At 35.3% G+C, this 17,532-nt stretch carries 15 protein-coding genes and 1 pseudogene; 3 read left to right on the plus strand and 13 right to left on the minus strand.

Annotated features, from left to right (window positions below; translation table 11 throughout):
• Positions 1-34: 34 nt before the first annotated feature.
• Positions 35-325 carry a co-chaperone GroES gene (locus tag OM967_RS02410; protein WP_007302813.1) on the minus strand — a complete coding sequence of 97 codons (291 nt, stop codon included), beginning with the start codon at positions 323-325 and terminating at the stop codon, positions 35-37.
• A 112-nt stretch (positions 326-437) separates the two neighbouring features.
• Between OM967_RS02410 and ygfZ the strand changes: the two genes are divergently transcribed.
• Positions 438-1,235 carry a CAF17-like 4Fe-4S cluster assembly/insertion protein YgfZ gene (gene ygfZ, locus OM967_RS02415; RefSeq protein ID WP_211908338.1) on the plus strand — a complete coding sequence of 266 codons (798 nt, stop codon included), beginning with the start codon at positions 438-440 and terminating at the stop codon, positions 1,233-1,235.
• A 1,005-nt stretch (positions 1,236-2,240) separates the two neighbouring features.
• On the opposite strand, the gene OM967_RS02420 is transcribed toward ygfZ, so the two are convergent.
• The 9 genes and pseudogenes from OM967_RS02420 to OM967_RS02460 form a co-directional block, all read right to left on the minus strand.
• Positions 2,241-3,125 carry a hypothetical protein gene (locus OM967_RS02420; RefSeq protein ID WP_264337547.1) on the minus strand — a complete coding sequence of 295 codons (885 nt, stop codon included), beginning with the start codon at positions 3,123-3,125 and terminating at the stop codon, positions 2,241-2,243.
• A gap of 73 nt (positions 3,126-3,198) precedes the next feature.
• Positions 3,199-4,770, minus strand: coding sequence for a hypothetical protein (locus tag OM967_RS02425; RefSeq protein WP_264337548.1), 1,572 nt, complete (start codon positions 4,768-4,770; stop codon positions 3,199-3,201).
• Between the two features lie 388 nt (positions 4,771-5,158).
• On the minus strand, positions 5,159-5,668 hold the full coding sequence (locus OM967_RS02430; protein ID WP_264337549.1) for a hypothetical protein: 510 nt from the start codon (positions 5,666-5,668) through the stop codon (positions 5,159-5,161).
• Positions 5,668-6,027: a hypothetical protein gene (locus OM967_RS02435; RefSeq protein WP_264337550.1), complete on the minus strand. Its 360-nt coding sequence runs from the start codon at positions 6,025-6,027 to the stop codon at positions 5,668-5,670. Before OM967_RS02435 ends, OM967_RS02430 begins: the two co-directional genes overlap by 1 nt.
• Before the next feature lie 254 nt (positions 6,028-6,281).
• On the minus strand, positions 6,282-8,000 hold the full coding sequence (locus OM967_RS02440) for a recombinase family protein (protein ID WP_264337551.1): 1,719 nt from the start codon (positions 7,998-8,000) through the stop codon (positions 6,282-6,284).
• Positions 7,994-8,182, minus strand: a complete 189-nt coding sequence (locus tag OM967_RS02445; RefSeq protein ID WP_038249248.1) for a hypothetical protein — start codon at positions 8,180-8,182, stop codon at positions 7,994-7,996. The genes OM967_RS02440 and OM967_RS02445 overlap by 7 nt, the downstream gene beginning before the upstream one ends.
• Before the next feature lie 134 nt (positions 8,183-8,316).
• Positions 8,317-8,517, minus strand: a pseudogene (locus OM967_RS02450) (AAA family ATPase); the annotation flags it as partial.
• A gap of 22 nt (positions 8,518-8,539) precedes the next feature.
• Positions 8,540-9,349, minus strand: a complete 810-nt coding sequence (locus OM967_RS02455; protein WP_264337552.1) for an ATP-binding protein — start codon at positions 9,347-9,349, stop codon at positions 8,540-8,542.
• Between the two features lie 54 nt (positions 9,350-9,403).
• Entirely contained in the window at positions 9,404-9,898 is a 495-nt protein-coding gene (locus OM967_RS02460; protein ID WP_264337400.1) for an RNA polymerase sigma factor, read from the minus strand.
• Between the two features lie 229 nt (positions 9,899-10,127).
• Between OM967_RS02460 and OM967_RS02465 the strand changes: the two genes are divergently transcribed.
• Positions 10,128-12,203, plus strand: a complete 2,076-nt coding sequence (locus OM967_RS02465) for an AAA family ATPase (RefSeq protein WP_264337553.1) — start codon at positions 10,128-10,130, stop codon at positions 12,201-12,203.
• Positions 12,204-13,226: 1,023 nt separating this feature from the next.
• Here the strand turns inward: OM967_RS02465 and ltrA are convergent.
• The 3 genes from ltrA to OM967_RS02480 all read right to left on the minus strand — a co-directional run bounded on the left by ltrA (position 13,227) and on the right by OM967_RS02480 (position 16,054).
• Positions 13,227-14,540, minus strand: a complete 1,314-nt coding sequence (gene ltrA / locus OM967_RS02470) for a group II intron reverse transcriptase/maturase (protein ID WP_264337348.1) — start codon at positions 14,538-14,540, stop codon at positions 13,227-13,229.
• Positions 14,541-15,167: 627 nt separating this feature from the next.
• On the minus strand, positions 15,168-15,290 hold the full coding sequence (locus tag OM967_RS08210; RefSeq protein WP_264337405.1) for a hypothetical protein: 123 nt from the start codon (positions 15,288-15,290) through the stop codon (positions 15,168-15,170).
• Between the two features lie 62 nt (positions 15,291-15,352).
• The gene (locus tag OM967_RS02480; protein ID WP_264337406.1) at positions 15,353-16,054 is read right to left on the minus strand and encodes a virulence RhuM family protein; all 702 of its coding nucleotides are present in this window, start codon (positions 16,052-16,054) and stop codon (positions 15,353-15,355) included.
• Positions 16,055-16,976: 922 nt separating this feature from the next.
• Here OM967_RS02480 and OM967_RS02485 point away from each other — a divergent pair.
• On the plus strand, positions 16,977-17,441 hold the full coding sequence (locus OM967_RS02485) for a crossover junction endodeoxyribonuclease RuvC (protein ID WP_264337421.1): 465 nt from the start codon (positions 16,977-16,979) through the stop codon (positions 17,439-17,441).
• Positions 17,442-17,532 lie beyond the last annotated feature (91 nt).

Raw genomic sequence — 17,532 nt, forward strand, 5'->3', positions numbered from 1 at the left:
TATATAGCGCATTAGTTTAGTAAAATAGGGATACCTACTTGATAACAGCAAGTAGGTCTGACTCCTTCATCACGACATACTTTTCATTATCATGCTCTACTTCTGTTCCAGCCCACTGCCTGTAGAAAACCTTATCACCAGTTTTTACAGTTAAAGCTATACGCTCTCCGCTTGAGTTGCGTGAACCACTACCAATTGCTATAACTTCACCTTTAGTAGGCTTCTTTTCAGCACTTGATGGTAGTACAATTCCACCTTGTTTTTCTTCAGTAATAGGCTTTATTAGCACGTTATCATCTAATACATTCAAATTTACACTTGACATTTATGTTTCCTCATTAATAGATTAACCTATAATTCTATGTAGTCATCTAAAGGTTACATTTCAAGGGTTGGAGTTAGTAAAAGTGTATAATTAAGGTTTGAACAGAAGTTTTATGGGTTACATACCGCTAGCAAACCGTAGTCTAATATCTTTATACGGACTAGATACGAGAGATTTTCTTCAGGGTGTTATAACAAATGATATTAATAAACTAAGTAGCCAGCAGGCAATTTACTCTTTATTACTCAACCCTCAGGGAAAATATCTGTACGATTTTTTCCTCATTGAGCATGATAAATATATTTATTTGGAGTGTGAAAATGCCCATCTACAGCAAATAATTGAAAAATTAGACTTGCTCAAAACTTACCTTAGAGTGAGGATTAAAGACATTAGTTCACTATATAAGGTTGGAGTTTTGTTTGATGCTAAGTTGACGGAGTGTAGTAGTAAGTCACAAGTTATTTTTCAAGATCCAAGGCACAAGCTGCTAGGAATGAGGATCATACATGAAGATGAAATAAAAGAACCGGTTGGAGATTTTATTCAGTATGAAAAAGTTAGAATTAAAAACCTTGTCCCAGATGGAGCAAAAGATATGGTGCAAAATTCATCATTTCCGCTGCAATATTTAATCGATAAGATAAATGGTATAAGCTTTAATAAAGGGTGCTATATAGGTCAGGAAGTTGTAAATCGAATGAGCAGACAAGAAAAATTCAGAAGGAAACTTTACCTTGTTGAGGGAAAAAATGCACTTCCAAATATTGGCACTAAAGTAATCAGTGAACATAATGAAGAAGTAGGAGAACTACGCTCTAGTGTCGACAATATTGGACTTGCATTGCTTAATACTGGAAAAAGCCACGCAAATTTATATGTCGGTGGAGTTAGTATTAAGACGTTATAAAATATCTATTCGAGTAAAAGCCCCTTTTTCTTGTTTAAGTGTTTGTGATAGTTATCCACAGTATTGTGAATAACTCAGTTGATAACCCAGAGAAATACATATTTTACGCATTATGAGTACTTCGGAGATTCATAATAAAGTGGACAACTCTAAAAAATTATATCAACTTTAATCTTTTTTAGTTGTGATTTTGATATTTTTCTAATAAGAGCCAATAAGGGAGTAAGGAATGGTCTTTAAGTGAAGATTTTAAATACTCTTAAAATAATACTTGAGTGTTTTTGGATGCTAATCTGGGAGTTCAACAGGAACTTTTTTATGCTGTTTTAAACTTTTTTATGCTGTTTTAGAAGAGCAAAAATTGCATTTTCTCTTGCTGAAAGCTTGTGTTTCTTATATTTTCCATAATACACATTATGTAATTTTCAATACTAACAAAAACATTTCCCAATCTTTTAAACAACAACCTGTTGAACCTCCGGATTAGTACTTAAAAGGAACTATTAAAGTACCTCTTTAAGATTAAATTGCTACTTTAAAAACACTTAAAATTTCAACCTTTAGCTCCAATACGACCCTCTATTTGTCTTTTCTTAAAAAACGTTAAGATATTTATCAATTGAGTAAGTTTTTCTGTAAATATTTCAATCTAATCATACTCTTTTTGATGTCTTTTTTGATCTTTTTCAGAGTTATCCACAGTTTTTTTGTTCTCAATTATATATATATTAGTATTTGGAGATCATATTTATTATAAATCTCCAAAGTACTCAGAAATGTAAAATTATATACTCTATTAGGTTATCAACTTAGTTATTAACAATTCTGTGAATAACTAAAAATTATCATAGATAATTAAGTAAGAAAAAGGTGACAGTTGAATACGATCACCTTTTTGATCACCAACTATTGCGAATGGGGTATCCTGATACCTAGGTATTTTAGATACCTCACTAAATAAAAAACTTTAAAAAAAGGAAGAAGTCTCTTCTTCCTTTTACTTAATTACTTTGCCGCTGTATTAGCTTCTTGTTTTATAGCGTCAAACCCTTTTACCTTATAAAAGGTATCTATCTTACTATCAGGCTTTAAAACATCAAACGTAATAGCGAAAATCGTAGCTCCAACTACTAATGCAGCGACTAAAGCTATACCAATTATAGTTGGCAATACCGTTAATGCAGCACCAGTACCAAAATACAATCCTAACCCAACCGCCAATGCAGTTATAGCACCACCAATAGCACCAAATTTCATTCCTTTCTTAGCTGCCTCTTTCCTTGACTCACTTTCATTTCCCATATCTAGGACCCTTCTTGAGCCATTCCATATTATTGAATTTAACTCTAGTCCACATTCGATTTCCGCGATTTCTTTTAGCCATCCTTGACATTTACTCTTCTTTTCCCCATCTTCCAGTTCCCCTATCTCTCTTTTTAAAGCACCTTTAATCATATTACGATCCGCTTCGGATGAAGCTTTCACAAATTCTTCTAATCCAAGTTTGTCTTTGATCAAATCTAAAAATTCCGTCATAACAACTGGAGATTTCACAGCCACATCAACCATTCTATAATTTTCGCTAATACCATTAGCCGATTCTATAAAAAAAAGATCGATACTTAAAAATTCTTTTAATATATTTCTCTTTTTAACCATATCGAAAACGGCTGATTCGCAAATTTCATTCTTACTAAGAAGATCTAAAAGGGTACATCTTTTATTAGAAAAATCTTCGTCTCCTTTTTCAACTCTAAATGATTTAAAAACAGTAAAAAGATCTTCTGTTTTAGCTTCTTCAAGTATTTGAACTATATCCTTAGTTCCGGTTCCTTCTATTACAAGCTGTAGATCATTTAATAAAGTTTTTTGTTCTGCTGTTAACGCCATATCAAACTCTCCTACTAAAAATAATAATATACTTTAATTATGATATATTTAAATAATAAAGTCAAGAATTTAACTAAAGATCACAAACACTCAAACAAGAAAAAGGTGCTTTTGCTTGCACAGAAACATCGTTTTTAGCGTCGTTCTCCAAGACTGCATAATTATACAGATCATCAGGACAAGGTATTCCGAGGCGATTCCTTTCAGGAAACCACATGATAAATTCACTGAGGACATCAGCGATATCATCGGTGAACTCAGTTTCGGTATGAATCTTTTCAAACTCATCAAATATCAAATAGTGAAAATCTCTTTCCGCTTTCTCAAGAAAGATGTGACCTTGCTCAACAAACTGACTACAAGACTGAAACACTTCCATCTTTGACCTCGTTCTTCTTGAGCCTAAAATAAGTGTGTTTGGCATTATGGTCCTCAGATCCGCTATCACCTTAAATCCGATACCATGTTCTTCCACGACTACTGCGTGCAGCCTATGCTCATATTTACTGAGAAACTCATGAATATCGTGTTCAACTGAACTCGGGTCAAGCTTTCTTGCCAGTAAATCCACCCATACTCCACATCTTTTTGGCTGATGCGCAAACTCACTCTTCGTAAAGAACGGCTGAAACACTCCTACCGCTGTTCTATCAAGTGTTTTCAGCGAACCACTGTTGAGATCGATGAACGCTACTAGATCCTTTTCGCCAATCGTCTCATAAGCAAAATCTATTTTCTTAAAATATTTTTCATTAAATATTTGCCATTTAGGCTCTGGAGGGTCTTGCATGTATTGCGACTGATAAACATAAGGCTCTGCTTTTTCCTTAATTCTTAGCTCCTGCATCGGCAGTCTGTTCTCATCAATGCTGGTTCCATCTTCGAGCACTGCTGGAATGATGATCTTTTCAAACTGCCTCTCTGACTTTTTGTCTAAATAACCAAATATATCGTAAACACTGATTCTCTGCCCAATCACCAAAAATGGTGTGTCAGCAGTGTTGCGCCTTGAAGTTATGCACTGCTCAAATTTCTGACAGGCACTGATCAGTGATACCCTGCTATAAGCGCAGCTTGCATCGTGCAAGTCATCAAGAATAATGCAGCCACCATACTTTCGACCTTCATCAAAATCAAGTGAGCTGTCCCCTGCCCCAGTACCTGTCACATGCCCTGATATTGAAAAGCCATTAACAAAACCTCCTTCCTTGGTTCTAATCATTCTTGTACTTCTCCGCCCAACTATCTTGACGTTGGGAAAAACTTGCTTATAAAATGGAGACTCAAGAACAATGTGCAGTTCATTCATCTTCTCACGCATTAAATCCCGTTGATGAGTGATGTACATAAATTTTGCCCTTGGATTATTGCCAAGGGCAAAAGCTACATGAAAGATAAAACCGAGCGTCGTCTTAGCGCAACGGGGCGGTATGTTCCACCACTGACTGTGTGCTTTTTCAAACACCAAACGATTAACGCTGCTAAACAGCAGCCACAGATAGTTCTTGCTACCATTTTCTCTCTTTAAATTTAGCCTAATGTTAAATACTCGCAGCATTCCTTGAAACGCAAAGAAACCAAAGTCTTTGCGGCATAAATCTAGGTCTTTTTGTCTTGAGTTTTCCATATTTTCCACATCTGCCACGGATACCAGCTTACTAGTATTGTAAATGGAACAAAAGGCAATATATTATTCATCCATAGAGGAATATGAATGAATGAGGAAATATAAGTAAAGAAATCAACTATAAGATATAATATCCCACACGTTAATAAACCTGTTGCTAACGCAATCACTACCCAAATTACTCCAGCAATTGTCCAAGACAGTAGATGAGCAATTATACCCTGAACAGATTTCGAACTAGCACAAACAACCCCCAACATGAAAATAAAGAATAAAAACATCACCTTACTTAATTAATATATTAATATTATATCATGTGTAGTATAAAAAATCAAGTTTCTTCAACATTTTCACGTATAGTTCCTAACACATAAGCAGTATGTTATGTTTAGCAACTTTCGAGTTGCTAAACTAAGTTCCTCCCAATACCCTGATCAAGTCCACCTAGCATCTGATTGATAGCTAGCCAGCGATCATTTATCGATTTTCCATAGGAAGTGTAGCCACTGCCAAGGTTCTGACCAATCTGCGCACCAAGGCCATGAGCGCCAATAAGACTCTGCATTCCCCCTAAAGATGAACTGATAAAGTCATTTAACCCTTTAGAAGCAAGATCAGAGTTTAAACTTGCAACTTTAGAAAGACCATAGCTTGAGCGATCAAGCCCACTTGCTCTTAAGTTGTTACCGAGCGCGGTGTTCATTTGATTGCTAAGAAGCTGCTGATAAGGACTTTCTTTATATTGCGACGCTATTTGATTGATAAATCCTCCAGGGCCACCTTTTCCTAGGCCTCCGAGATTCTCCATGAATTTATTGTATCTGCCATACAAGTCCTTTTGCATAGCAATGTTATTTTCAAACTGGCGGTTAGCTTTAGAGCTACCAAAAAGCCAGTCAAACAAATCTCCAAACATTATTCCTCCCTTTTTATACCAGCAAAGAGTCCTGCTATGCTGTCCGTGGTGTGATCAGATAGCCGGGAAACATTGAGCATTTTTTTTATACGTTCTTTCACAATTTCCTTGCGAGCTGAACCGAAACATCTCACTTTAAGTGCGCCACCAAAATAGCGTTTTACTTTACCTTTCCAGTGCAAACAAAACAGTCCTTCAGCGATTATTTGAAGCTTCTTGTAATACGACATGTGGCTACCTTTGATGTATTTTTGCTTAAAAAAATACTGATTGTCCTCAAGTAGCACTAAATCAAGCTCTGGATTTCCATGAAGCAAAAGTGCAATCACTCCCTGATACTCATCACTAATTTGGCGCAATGTCTCGCCATTCAGTTTCCATTTTTCTACGCCTGAAACATAATTGCCACAGTAAAGCGTTTCGTCCCTGACATAGGCAAAACCATTGCTCTTCCAAGATCAACACTTAAGACGTTTTCAGGCAATTTCTTCGTCAGTGAAAAATTTTTTACTTTAAGCTCCACTTTTCTCCCTCAGCATTTTTTCTTCGTGGTCATTGCGCATCTCTTCACGTATTACCGCGAGCTTCTCAGCGAGAAGATCAACCTCTGCTTTTAGCTCAGCAATTCTTTCTTTTGACTGTATCTCAAGCAGTTTAATTTCTTGCTCTGTTGGCTGCTGTTGTGCTTGTGCCTACCCCTACAACAACATTGCAAGCATTGATTTTTCTCCATATGAAAAGAGTCTGGAAGCTCTTTTACTCTAAACACGATGTTTACATCCTCAAAATTAATCTCAATTCGCTTAACTAACGTTCTAATAATATCACGTTTAGTTAGCCAGTCTGCATTATTAAGACTTGAGTTAATACTAGAGGAAAACCCCTCTAAATTTGTTACTACTAGAGTTAACTCTTGTGTGAGTTTTTTCTGATCAAATATCTTTTTCTTTTGTTCTTCAACCATTTTTAAGTTTTGTTTCATTGCTTTAATTCTTGGCTCAAATTCTTCTTGATCAATATATTCTTGAGCATAACTATCAATTAACCTTGCAATACCTCGTTTTAATTTATCTTCTTGTGTTTCAAGCAAAGCACTTTTTTGATCTAGTGGTGATTTTTTAAGTTCTGAAAGTCTACGTTTATACTCCTCTAATATTCTATTTGGATTTTTTAATAGATGTTTTACCTCTTCCCACACAGCCATGTCTAATGTATCTGTACGAATTAATTTGTTGTTACACATTTTATTACCGCCAAAACGGTATGAATCCGTGCCAACACAACGATAATATACCTGATTATTAGTTTTTTCCCCCTCCTTATTCCTTGCAGTGCTAGTACCATAATATGCATAATTGCAAAGCTTACATACTACTAAACCTTGCAATAAATGTCTTGCTCCTCTTTGTCTTGTTCTTGCTATTTTTCTATTCTCAGCTAATTGTTCTTGAACGATTTCAAATAAATCTTCGCTTACTATACTAGGTACTTTAATATAAATCCAATCCTCTTTTGGAACAGGATAAGTAGAATAATTATCTTTTGGATGCTCGCAGGAGTTTTTTTTCGGTCTTATATGTTTTAGTTTGACACCAAACCTTGTTTTACCAAAAGCTGCTTGTCCTTTATAAGCAGAGTTTTTTAACATACTCAAAACTACAGCCCTATCCCAATACTCTTTTCCAGTTCTCGTCATAATGGACATAGCACTTAGCCTACGACATACTTCTCCTATACTGGCTCTTTCTCTTCCTACCCAAGAAAATACTTTACGAACAACTTCAGCTTCTTCTTCATAAATCTCAAATAAGGCCTGTCCTGTTTCTGTATTTTTGTTTATATAACGATAGCCATAAGGAGCAGCACTCATTACACTTATACAACCCTTATTTGCTGCATAAATCTTTCCTCGACGACTTCGTTCCATGATTTTTGCACGTTCGTATTCTGCTATCATACCTTGCATTTGTAATAGTAATTGAGATTCTGGATTATCGCTAATTTGATGATTTAAAAAAATGACTTCCACTCCTAATTTCTTAAACTCTTCAAGTAATATCATCTGATATGCATACTTACGAGATAAACGATCAGGAGAATGAATATAAACCTTATCAATGTTACCTTCTGCTATTTTATCACGTAATTTTTCCAAACCAGGACGGATTATGTTAGAACCACTATAACCATTATCAATAAATTTATATTCATTTAATAATTTATGTCCATCCATACTAATTTGATTCTCTATAGCAGCAATTTGGCTTGCTATTGTATCTTCTTGTGCTTGCTTCCCTGAAGAAACTCTTGCATATAAACTAACTGTTACCATTTTACCGTCCTCAAATCTACTTTCTTATATTCAGAGTTTTCTTCCTTTTTGCTCGCTTTTATTGGTTTACTTAACACTAATTTTTCATACGCATCTAATAGATACAACTCTGCTAATCGATTTACTTCATAACTACAACTAATACGAACTATTAATTTCTTGTTGCCCATGAGCTCTACCATATATTATCCATCGAGACATATGGTTATTTGATCATTAGCTCTATAAATAAATTCAACTCTCCGTTCTTTTTGTAGAAGCTTTCGGGAAATAGTCTTCTCAAGTTTCAGGTTTATTGCAATATTGTTGGCGGAGTCCCAGCGGCCATATGAACGAGCCATGAAATCAGAAAATCGCTTTTGCCGATTTTAGGTGGACCACCCAGTACCAATAGACCTCTTTTCGTTAAAATTCTTGGTGAGATTATATCCTCTGGTATTGGCGTTTGATCACTTAAATATTCCTTTACGCTATAAAAAGGGACTTTTTGACCGATGTTGAAAAAGCTTTGTTCCATATTACTCCTTTTAAAATTAAATTTAGGCAACAGAAGCCAAGGTTTTGGCTTTAATTTTTGCAAGTAATTTACCTAAATGCGGTTCTTCAACCATATCAAGGCAGCCACTTCGATCTTTAGCGGGATATCCCCAAGAGTTAATAGTCTGACAGACAAATGAGCGAACCTCTGTACCATCATCTTTCTTGATTCCAACCATACTAATTACTTCATCAACAATACCTGGAATTTCACTAGCAGTTTTTGCTCCTTCACATTGAGGCAGCCAAGTTGGACGATTGCAGTCATCAAGATATTGACCTAATGTGCCAACTATGATGATGTCTTTATCTCTGATATGTTGAAACTGATTGAGCCAGGCCATCATTTCTTGTGCGAGTAATCCGTAAGCAGCTCTTTTATCTTCTCTTCCTGATCTATCTGAAAAAGCTTCAGGTTGCATTCTGGCCCATGAAAAACATAAACGTGATGCAACAGTTATGCTATCAATAAAAATAGAGCGGTATTTAGAAACCTCAGAAAGAAGATCTTTGTGCTTGCTACAGACATGCTCATAATGTTTTTGACTATACGCCTGATCAGACCTTAATGCAGGATTAGGACCACCTATGAGACATGCAATATCTCTTGCCTCATTCCAAGTACGAATACTGATTGAATCTCCTTTCCAATCTTGTACAGCTAGAAGTCCTGCTTCAAAATCAAGGCAAAGTGTTGTTGATTCATCGAGGGTTTTAAGTAGGCTAGTCTTGCCGATTCCATAAGGTCCAAAGATTACTATCTTCACACCTGTGACCATTTTTGCTCTTTCTTTGCTGTTTATTATTTTCATGCTTTTACCTTAATTTGCCACTATATATAAATTCACCAAATTTCAAAAAACTGTTCAATTTTTCTTATGCTTTTTTCCGTAAACAGGTGCAAATTTAGATCGCATTTTCTTGAGAATGTTGTACAAAGTAGTCCGTGACATATTGTTTATGTCTGCAACTTCAGCAATGCTGTGGTGTTTTAATTGTTCACATAAAACTTGCCACTTCTTTGGTAATTTTGAAATAATTTGCTCAACATCAATACGTGGTATCGCTTCATCTTCAAAACAGTAACTTTCCTGTTGCACATTATTTTCAAGCTTAGGAGTAGTACGTGAGTGTTTACGGACTAGATTATTAATACGATTTTTAACAACTTGCTTAGCAAAAGTTGAAAGACTGCCCTTAGTTTTATCATGCTGATCTATGCATGAAAGAAATTCACAGAAGAGGTCTTGTTCTATGTCTTCAATATCTTGATCAGTAAGCGATTTGTAATATTTTGCATAAAATTTTATTAAATTAACAACTTTAGGATCAATACCTGAATAAGAGTTTCGAGATTTCATAAGATGTATCCTTAAATGAAAGACTTAAGGATGAAACTTTCTTAGTAAATATTGTAGGACATGAAAAAAATACCTCAGACAATCGTGAGTTTTTTACCCTCTGAAAGTCTAGAATCTTTTCTAAATCTCAGACACTCAAAACTTTGATCAGACAACGCACCTACGAACTGAACAGTTTTTGTAAATCCGGTGAATATATAGAACAAGACTCCGAATTTAAAGGTTAATTATGAGTGTTTCATACAATGTTCCAGAGATTAAAGCACAACTATTGTTGAATTTAAGATCTTGTCTTTCTTACCTTTTCCCCAATGGTACCTTCCATGGTGATGAATTTCGAATAGGTGATGTGCATGGTAACAAAGGAAAAAGTTTAAGAGTAGAACTAAGTGGCAGTAGAGCTGGGTTATGGAATGATTTTGCAGCTGGAGAAGGTGGTGACATTATCGACCTTTGGGCATCTGTACATAGAAAGAATGCAAGGACAGAGTTTCCTGAGGTAATGGCTTCTATAGCTGAGTGGCTCGGAAATAATAAAAAATACATCGAGAAACAGTATGTTGATGAAGACTTCGAGAAATTTATTACCCACAGTTGGAATTATTATGATGAAAATGGTCAGGTGATTGTAAAAGTTTACCGTTCTGACCCTCCCGGAAAGAAAAAAGTATACAAGCCTTTTGATGTTAAGCGAGGCAGATATGGTTCACCAGGAATAAGGCCAATCTACAACATTCCAGAAATCTTAAAGTCTGATAAAATTGTTCTGGTGGAAGGGGAAAAATGTGCAGAAGCGCTGATAGAGAAGGGAATAACTGCAACAACAGCGATGTCTGGAGCAAATGCACCTATTGAGAAAACTGATTGGACTCCGCTAAAAGGTAAACACATTATTATATGGCCAGATAATGATGAAGCAGGTAAGAAATATGCTAAAAATGCTGAAAAAAAGCTTTTAGAAATCGGAGTTGAATCACTTGTTGTTCTTAATATTCCACAAAATAAAACAAAAGGCTGGGATGCTGCAGATTGTGTAGAGGAAGGAATAAATGTTAAAGAATTTTTAGCTTCAACTGCACTTACTACTAATACTCTAAGTACAAAAAGTTTGATTTCATTTTCTGCAAGGCAATACTTTAACGATAAATCACCGATGCCAGAAGATATAGTTGCTCCTCGAATTTTAACTCCAAGTGGACTTTTAGTGTTTGCTGGAGCACCTAAAGTAGGAAAAAGTGACTTTTTAATTTCTTGGCTAATTTACATGGCAGCAGGAGCTCAATTTCTTGATATGGTACCTAAAAGGCCTTTAAGAATCTTTTATCTTCAAACTGAAATTGGCTACCACTATATGCGTGAACGTCTACAGCAACTAAAAATCAATGAAGAACTGCTTGAGATTGCTTTGGATAACTTAGTCATTACACCTCAAACAAAGCTACTCTTAAATGATAATAGTATAGATGAAGTTCTTGGTGAAATAAAAAAATCATTTGGTTCAAATACAGTTGATATTATAGCTATTGATCCACTACGTAACGTTTTTGATGCTGGCGAGAACAGTAGTGAAAATGATAATAATGCTATGCTATTTTTCCTGCAAGAAAGAGTTGAAAAATTGAGAGAGTTAGTTAATCCGAATGCAGGAGTCATTTTAGTACATCACACGAAGAAGATGCAAAAGAAATCATTAGAAGAAGATCCTTTTCAGAGTTTCAGTGGTGCTGGTTCATTAAGAAGCTTTTATACTACGGGAATGATAATGTTTAAGCCAGATGAACGGCAGAGTAGTCGTCAACTGATGTTTGAATTACGTAATGGTCATGCTATTCCATCAAAATGTGTTGATAAAATCGATAACTGCTGGCAAATACTTGATTATGAGTCACAGAGACTGATACATAAAGATTATGGACAAAAATTAGATGCAGAGCGTTCTCGTAGATATGATATTATACTGCAATTAATTTACGACGAGGCGAGAAATAGAGGGAAAGTATATACAATCAATACATTCTGTGAGGTATTTGAAAATAAAGCAGGTCTTGGTAGTAAAAACTCCATTCGTGAACGCATTGATGTTCTTGCTGCAAAAGGTTACATTAAGTTTAACAGGAATGATAAAAATGCTGAAAGAAGTAAATATGGGATACTTTGTGTTGAAGATATGGAAAAGAAAGTTACAAACCAACTAAATAAGGATATTACAGTATATGAGAAGATTTTACCAACCGATTATAAATCGTCAGAATATGGCAGTATTATGCCAGTTGAAGATTCAAACATTTGGCTTTACTATAATTAGATCTCTTCTATATCATCTACAGTAATAAGGTTACTTACGAAGTATATTGATTATTTCAGACTCCAGAACTCTTCAGTCTTGGCAGAATCTGGTGCAGTTTATGAGATCTGGTACTTTCTGGTAGTAAAAAAATGCCAGATTTTCAATGGTTTAATGGTTGACAGATTTCTGAGCTGTAATCTGGTTTAGGTGGCAAAAAGCTTAGGAGTATTGCGGGGTTTTGACCAGTCTCCAGTTTCCAAAATTTCCTATTATTATATAATAATAATATAGTAGTATGACTTTAAAACATACTACTCTGTTCGGTTACTAACCAGTCTACAATAATAAGCTATGGATACGTGTAAAGCTCTCTTTCAAAATTATCTGATAAAAGAAATGAAAGACAATGCTCAGAAAAAACAAATGAACCGTAATTGGGTTTTAAAGCGATTCTACAACCTCAGGGTATAATTCCACCAAGACCTAAGTTACTCACCTAGGGTAGCTTAAAACTTGATTATGAGGCATCTCTAAATTATCTCTTGCTTTAAAGTTTTACTTGTTATAAAAAAAAACCATTGTACCCTATCACGCTTTTTATTCGTTGTAAAACATTTTTTTCAAAAAAGTGAAAAGTTTTTGTAATTTAGGTGAAACAAGAGCTGGTTTTGGAGGTCTTATTGAGATATAACGACTTTTATCTAAAATTCTTAAGTTGAGTCTTTAGGTAATCTCTATAAATAATTTGTAGATGAAGCTAAAGGAAAAAAGTTGCTGCCATAAACATAAGCTACTGAGCTCGTAAACTGCTTAAAATGGAGACAAAGATCTAAATTTATTTATTTACGTCTCCAATTTTATCGCGTATAATGGAGACAAAGATTTGTGTTTTCACTATTTATTGGTAGATAGGGCTTTCTAAAGGGTGGGGGTCTGGTAGAGACTTATGACCTTGAAATCAGCGATTTGGTCTCATAACCATAGTCTCCCCAAAAGAACCGTGCTTGCGGATTTCCCGCACACGGCTCCACAATACAGCGTTCACACTAGTGCTCCTGTGTATAAAGAAACATATACCTTTGGTTTTGGTAATGGATTTACTTTTAAATAGTGTATAAATTGTTCCCAATCGATACTTTTCTTTTGACTACGTCGGTTTATCCACTTAAATGCTAACTTTGTTGCCAGTCGATTGAATTGAATCAAACACCGATAATTTCCGCTAACTCCGAAGTAGCTATAGTGTCCTGTTAGTTTGGCTTTAAGTTTCTGCCACCAATCTTTGAGACAGATACGACTTCGTACCATCTTCAACCACTCTTTGATTTCTTTAATCTTTCTAGCTAGGCTTATTTTTGAAGTTTTCTGCTTCATCATAAGTTTACCATTACGACTTTTTCCACAATAATGTGTAAATCCTAGAAAGTTGAAGCTAGCCGTCCTACGTTTCTCTCTTTCTGCTTGATACCATTCTTTCTTACCAAACTTTACTATTTTTGTTTTATTTTCAGCTATTTCCAATCCAAATTTACTTAGTCTTTGTTTCAGTAATTCTAGAAATTCTTTTGCGTCTTCTTCCCTCTCGCAGCCAACTACAAAATCGTCGCAAAACCTTATTAGCTGTATATATCCTCTGGCTTTTGGCTTAAATTTCTTTTCAAACCATAAGTCCAGCACATAGTGTAAGTATATATTAGCTAATACAGGGCTTACTATACCACCTTGTGGTGTGCCTTGATCGGTTGCTTTGTAACATCCAACTTCGACTATTCCTGCCTTTAGAAATCGTTTTATTAACCACAATAAATTTGGGTCAGCTATTCGTTCCCTTAGACAATTCATTAGCCATTTATGTTGAACATTATCAAAGAACTTCTTGATATCCACTTCTACAATATAGTTAATTGGTTTGTGCATAACTGCTTTATCTAGAGCGTTTATCGCCTGATGACAATTTCTTCCTGGTCGAAATCCATACGAGCTGTCCATAAAGTTTGCTTCATAAATATTTTCTAATATCTTCTTTAGCATTACCTGTACCAACTTTTCTTCTGTTGATGGTATTCCGAGACCGCGTTTTTCCTTGCTTCCAATTTTGGGTATGTATACCCTTTTCACTGGTTGCGGTCGGTATTGCTTTCTCTTCATACTATCCACTAGCGTTCTAAGTTTCTCTTCTAGATTTTCTCCATAAGCTTCCACTGTCACACGATCTATACCGCAAGCCTTGTTGCGTTTTAGTTCCTTGTAACACTCTGCAAGATTCTCTTCATTAATCAAATGAACTAGCGATGTAAATTTTACTCGCTTATCTTGCTTAGCCCTTACTGCTATCTGGTTTAGTTTTCCTTGCATACTCCTCCAATCTCTGTTGTATTGGTATAGCAATCCCTATACCAGTCACTATATTGCTAACCGCTTCCCCTTGTATGTGGCTTTCCCACACTCCGAGTACTATCAGTTAGTCCGACTTCCTTTGCATCTTCCTCCAGTCCTTGCCTTTATTGACTTGTTCCAGAGTACCCTTACAGGAATACAAAGGATCTCCCAAGTTCACGTAAGGTCCATCTCAACACATGACGCGGCCTTCGATCCCGATGGGGTGAGTAATATCTTTCCTTAGCGTTATTACCCATGTTGCCTTCCACCAAATGTAAAGTGTCGGCCCCCATGACGCGTGAATTACGGGACTCAATACCTTCACTTTCGTTGCACCCTATGTTGTCCATTCCATTAGCTTTACTACGCTCGTTACCTTACGCAGCATAATGGTTTGTTCCAGGTTGCTGGCTAAGCTTTACCCGTGTTGGATTTTCACCAACTGTTCCTTACGCACTTCTTGGCGCACACAATTTTTCACCCCCCTTGAAATTAAAATAAAAGCAAGATGTCAAACACAGATAGCTCAACTACAAGCTGGTTTTTGTTGTAGTTATTTTCTCACTTTCTTTACTTGCTTTAATTAATTCATCAAAATCAGATTCATGTCTGTACAACTCTGTACTTTTCGTATTCTCCTTCAGCTAGAGCTTTTGCAACTTCAGCACTAACTTTACCAGCATCTTTAAGCACTTCATAATCATTGAACAATAAAAATGCATCCAACTTTTCAACCCAATTCTACATTTTCATTAGCCGATGCTTTCTTGCTTGAAGTTCCGCATAATCTAGGAAACAATATGATTTAGTTCACTCAACTCTTTTTCAGTCAAGTAGTTTTTTGCAGTACTCACATCACTCTTATGAATTTTGTTGCCAGGACCATCTTTCCATGTAGTTAGCCCCATATTTGGTTTTTTGTGGTCAACTCGAGAATATATTAGCTCTGCTGCAGTCAGGCCATAAATCGCCCAATATAATTTATTCTGTACTTTTGCATAAAATTGTTTTGTTATTTCTGAATTTGGATCATAGTCTGCAGAGCATTCAGCATAAATGTCGGTAATCTTCTGGTAAAACCTACGTTCCGATGCTCGTATTTCCCTGATTTTTTCAAGTAATTCATTGAAGTAGTCTTTGCCAAACTTTGGGCCGTTTTTTAGCCGTTCGCTATCTAATGCAAATCCTTTGATGATGAAATCTCTCAAAATTTTTGTAGCCCATACTCTGAAAGATGTAGCCTTTTTAGAATTAACTCGATAACCAATAGCTATAATTGCATCCAAATTATAAAATTGTGTAGGGTACTGTTTACCATCTTCAGCAGTATTCCGGAAAATCCGGATAACTGAATCTTTATCTAACTCTTGACTAGCAAATATGTTCTGTAAATGCTCACTAATTGTTCTAATATTAACATCAAACAACTCCGCCATTCTTTTTTGTGTAAGCCAAATGTTTTCATCTCGATACAAAACATCAATTCTCACGTCTCCATCTGGAGCTTACTATTACCCACAAATATAAATGTTTGTTGCATAGCTCTTAATGGCATAACTTTTGCTTGAAATAACTGTTTATATGGTGCAATTTACAGCTTTTAGTTGCTAAAATTATAACTCTTAGTTTAATAATTTCAATCTAATAAGCTTTCAAGTTAATAAAATTAAATTATTTGAGTAAATACAATACTATGTTTTTATTTGTGGGTAATAGTAAGCATCTGGAGTTGTATATAATAAAATTTCGTTTTCATTTATTATCATATCTACTCTACCTTACTTCAAGTAGCATATAGGTTATTTGTAAAAAAGACAAGCAACTGTAAAACTCTAAAAATAGGGAACTATCTACTTTATTCTTTAGCTGGTAAGCAGTTTTGAAATTATTTTAACTTTTTTTTTAGAAAATCCCGGAAAAAGTAGAAGAAATCCGGTATATATTAGTATAGGGGCATTGAGTGTAGATGTGCTTCAAACAGAAAAGTTGAAAACAGAAAGCAAAAGAAATTTAGGCTTTTGGTAAGTTACGTAATTGAGAATTTATATTTTTTTAAATAAGGCAAAAACTGTGTTTTAAAGCTAGATGTGACTTTAGGGAAAAAACTATCACTGCTCACCAAAGAACGTCTATAATAGCCTTTAAACTCAAATAAAAGCTATCCTTAGTAATTCTACTGTTACAAAACAAACCTGCAGACAAGTTTAACAAGGTTTTTATCCTTTGCAAAAAAAAGTGAACAGTTTTCGTAATTTTGGTGAATATATATAACAAGAAAACAACTTTCTGCAGTAGCACATAATTCTCGAATTTCCGTTGTTGGACTACAAAAACCTATGAATTTCTAGTGTATTTTGCAGAAACCAGACGATATTTTGGAGTAAGTGCTACTTGTAATTTTAATAATAGCAAATGTCAACCCTAACACTCGATCTCGGCAAGCAAACCGGCTGGGCAATTTTAACAGATGGAGTAATTGAAAGTGGAAGCAAAAGCTTTCATGGTAGCCGTTTTAGCGGAGGTGGCATGTGCTTCTTGAATTTTCGTAATTGGCTTAATTCTTTGAAGGACATTTCTGCAGTGTATTTTGAGGAAGTAAGAAGACATCTAGGAACTGATGCAGCGCATTGCTATGGCGGTTTTCTCGCAGTTCTGTCTGCTTGGTGTGAAGAACATCATGTGCCGTACAAAGGTGTTAATGTTAAAACTATAAAACGCTTTATAACAGGCAAAGGCAATGCAAGTAAGAGTGAAGTTATTGAAGCTGTAAAGGAAAAAGGGTTTTCACCTAAAGATGATAATGAATCTGATGCTTTGGCATTAATGTTCTACGTTATGAATTTCAGTAAAGATATTAATAAGACGAAAAATCCATAAAAAGTGGGTCCTTTCGGCCATATTGGTGGGTTTGGTGGGTCAGACCCCAGGCCTTCTTTAGCGTCAGAGATATTTTGAATATTAACTTTTT

This window comes from Wolbachia endosymbiont (group B) of Dolichovespula media (genome assembly GCF_947179505.1).
In the GTDB taxonomy this organism is placed as follows: domain Bacteria; phylum Pseudomonadota; class Alphaproteobacteria; order Rickettsiales; family Anaplasmataceae; genus Wolbachia.

Excerpts from the sequence above, each read along its gene's own strand:
- ygfZ (WP_211908338.1), top strand. The coding sequence starts at position 438 with ATGGGTTACATACCGCTAGCAAACCGTAGTCTAATATCTTTATACGGA.
- OM967_RS02465 (WP_264337553.1), top strand. The coding sequence starts at position 10,128 with ATGAGTGTTTCATACAATGTTCCAGAGATTAAAGCACAACTATTGTTG.
- OM967_RS02420 (WP_264337547.1), bottom strand. The coding sequence starts at position 3,125 with ATGGCGTTAACAGCAGAACAAAAAACTTTATTAAATGATCTACAGCTT.
- OM967_RS02410 (WP_007302813.1), bottom strand. The coding sequence starts at position 325 with ATGTCAAGTGTAAATTTGAATGTATTAGATGATAACGTGCTAATAAAG.
- OM967_RS02440 (WP_264337551.1), bottom strand. The coding sequence starts at position 8,000 with ATGGTAACAGTTAGTTTATATGCAAGAGTTTCTTCAGGGAAGCAAGCA.
- OM967_RS02430 (WP_264337549.1), bottom strand. The coding sequence starts at position 5,668 with ATGTTTGGAGATTTGTTTGACTGGCTTTTTGGTAGCTCTAAAGCTAAC.
- ltrA (WP_264337348.1), bottom strand. The coding sequence starts at position 14,540 with ATGCAAGGAAAACTAAACCAGATAGCAGTAAGGGCTAAGCAAGATAAG.
- OM967_RS02445 (WP_038249248.1), bottom strand. The coding sequence starts at position 8,182 with ATGGTAGAGCTCATGGGCAACAAGAAATTAATAGTTCGTATTAGTTGT.
- OM967_RS02485 (WP_264337421.1), top strand. The coding sequence starts at position 16,977 with ATGTCAACCCTAACACTCGATCTCGGCAAGCAAACCGGCTGGGCAATT.
- OM967_RS02460 (WP_264337400.1), bottom strand. The coding sequence starts at position 9,898 with ATGAAATCTCGAAACTCTTATTCAGGTATTGATCCTAAAGTTGTTAAT.
- OM967_RS02455 (WP_264337552.1), bottom strand. The coding sequence starts at position 9,349 with ATGAAAATAATAAACAGCAAAGAAAGAGCAAAAATGGTCACAGGTGTG.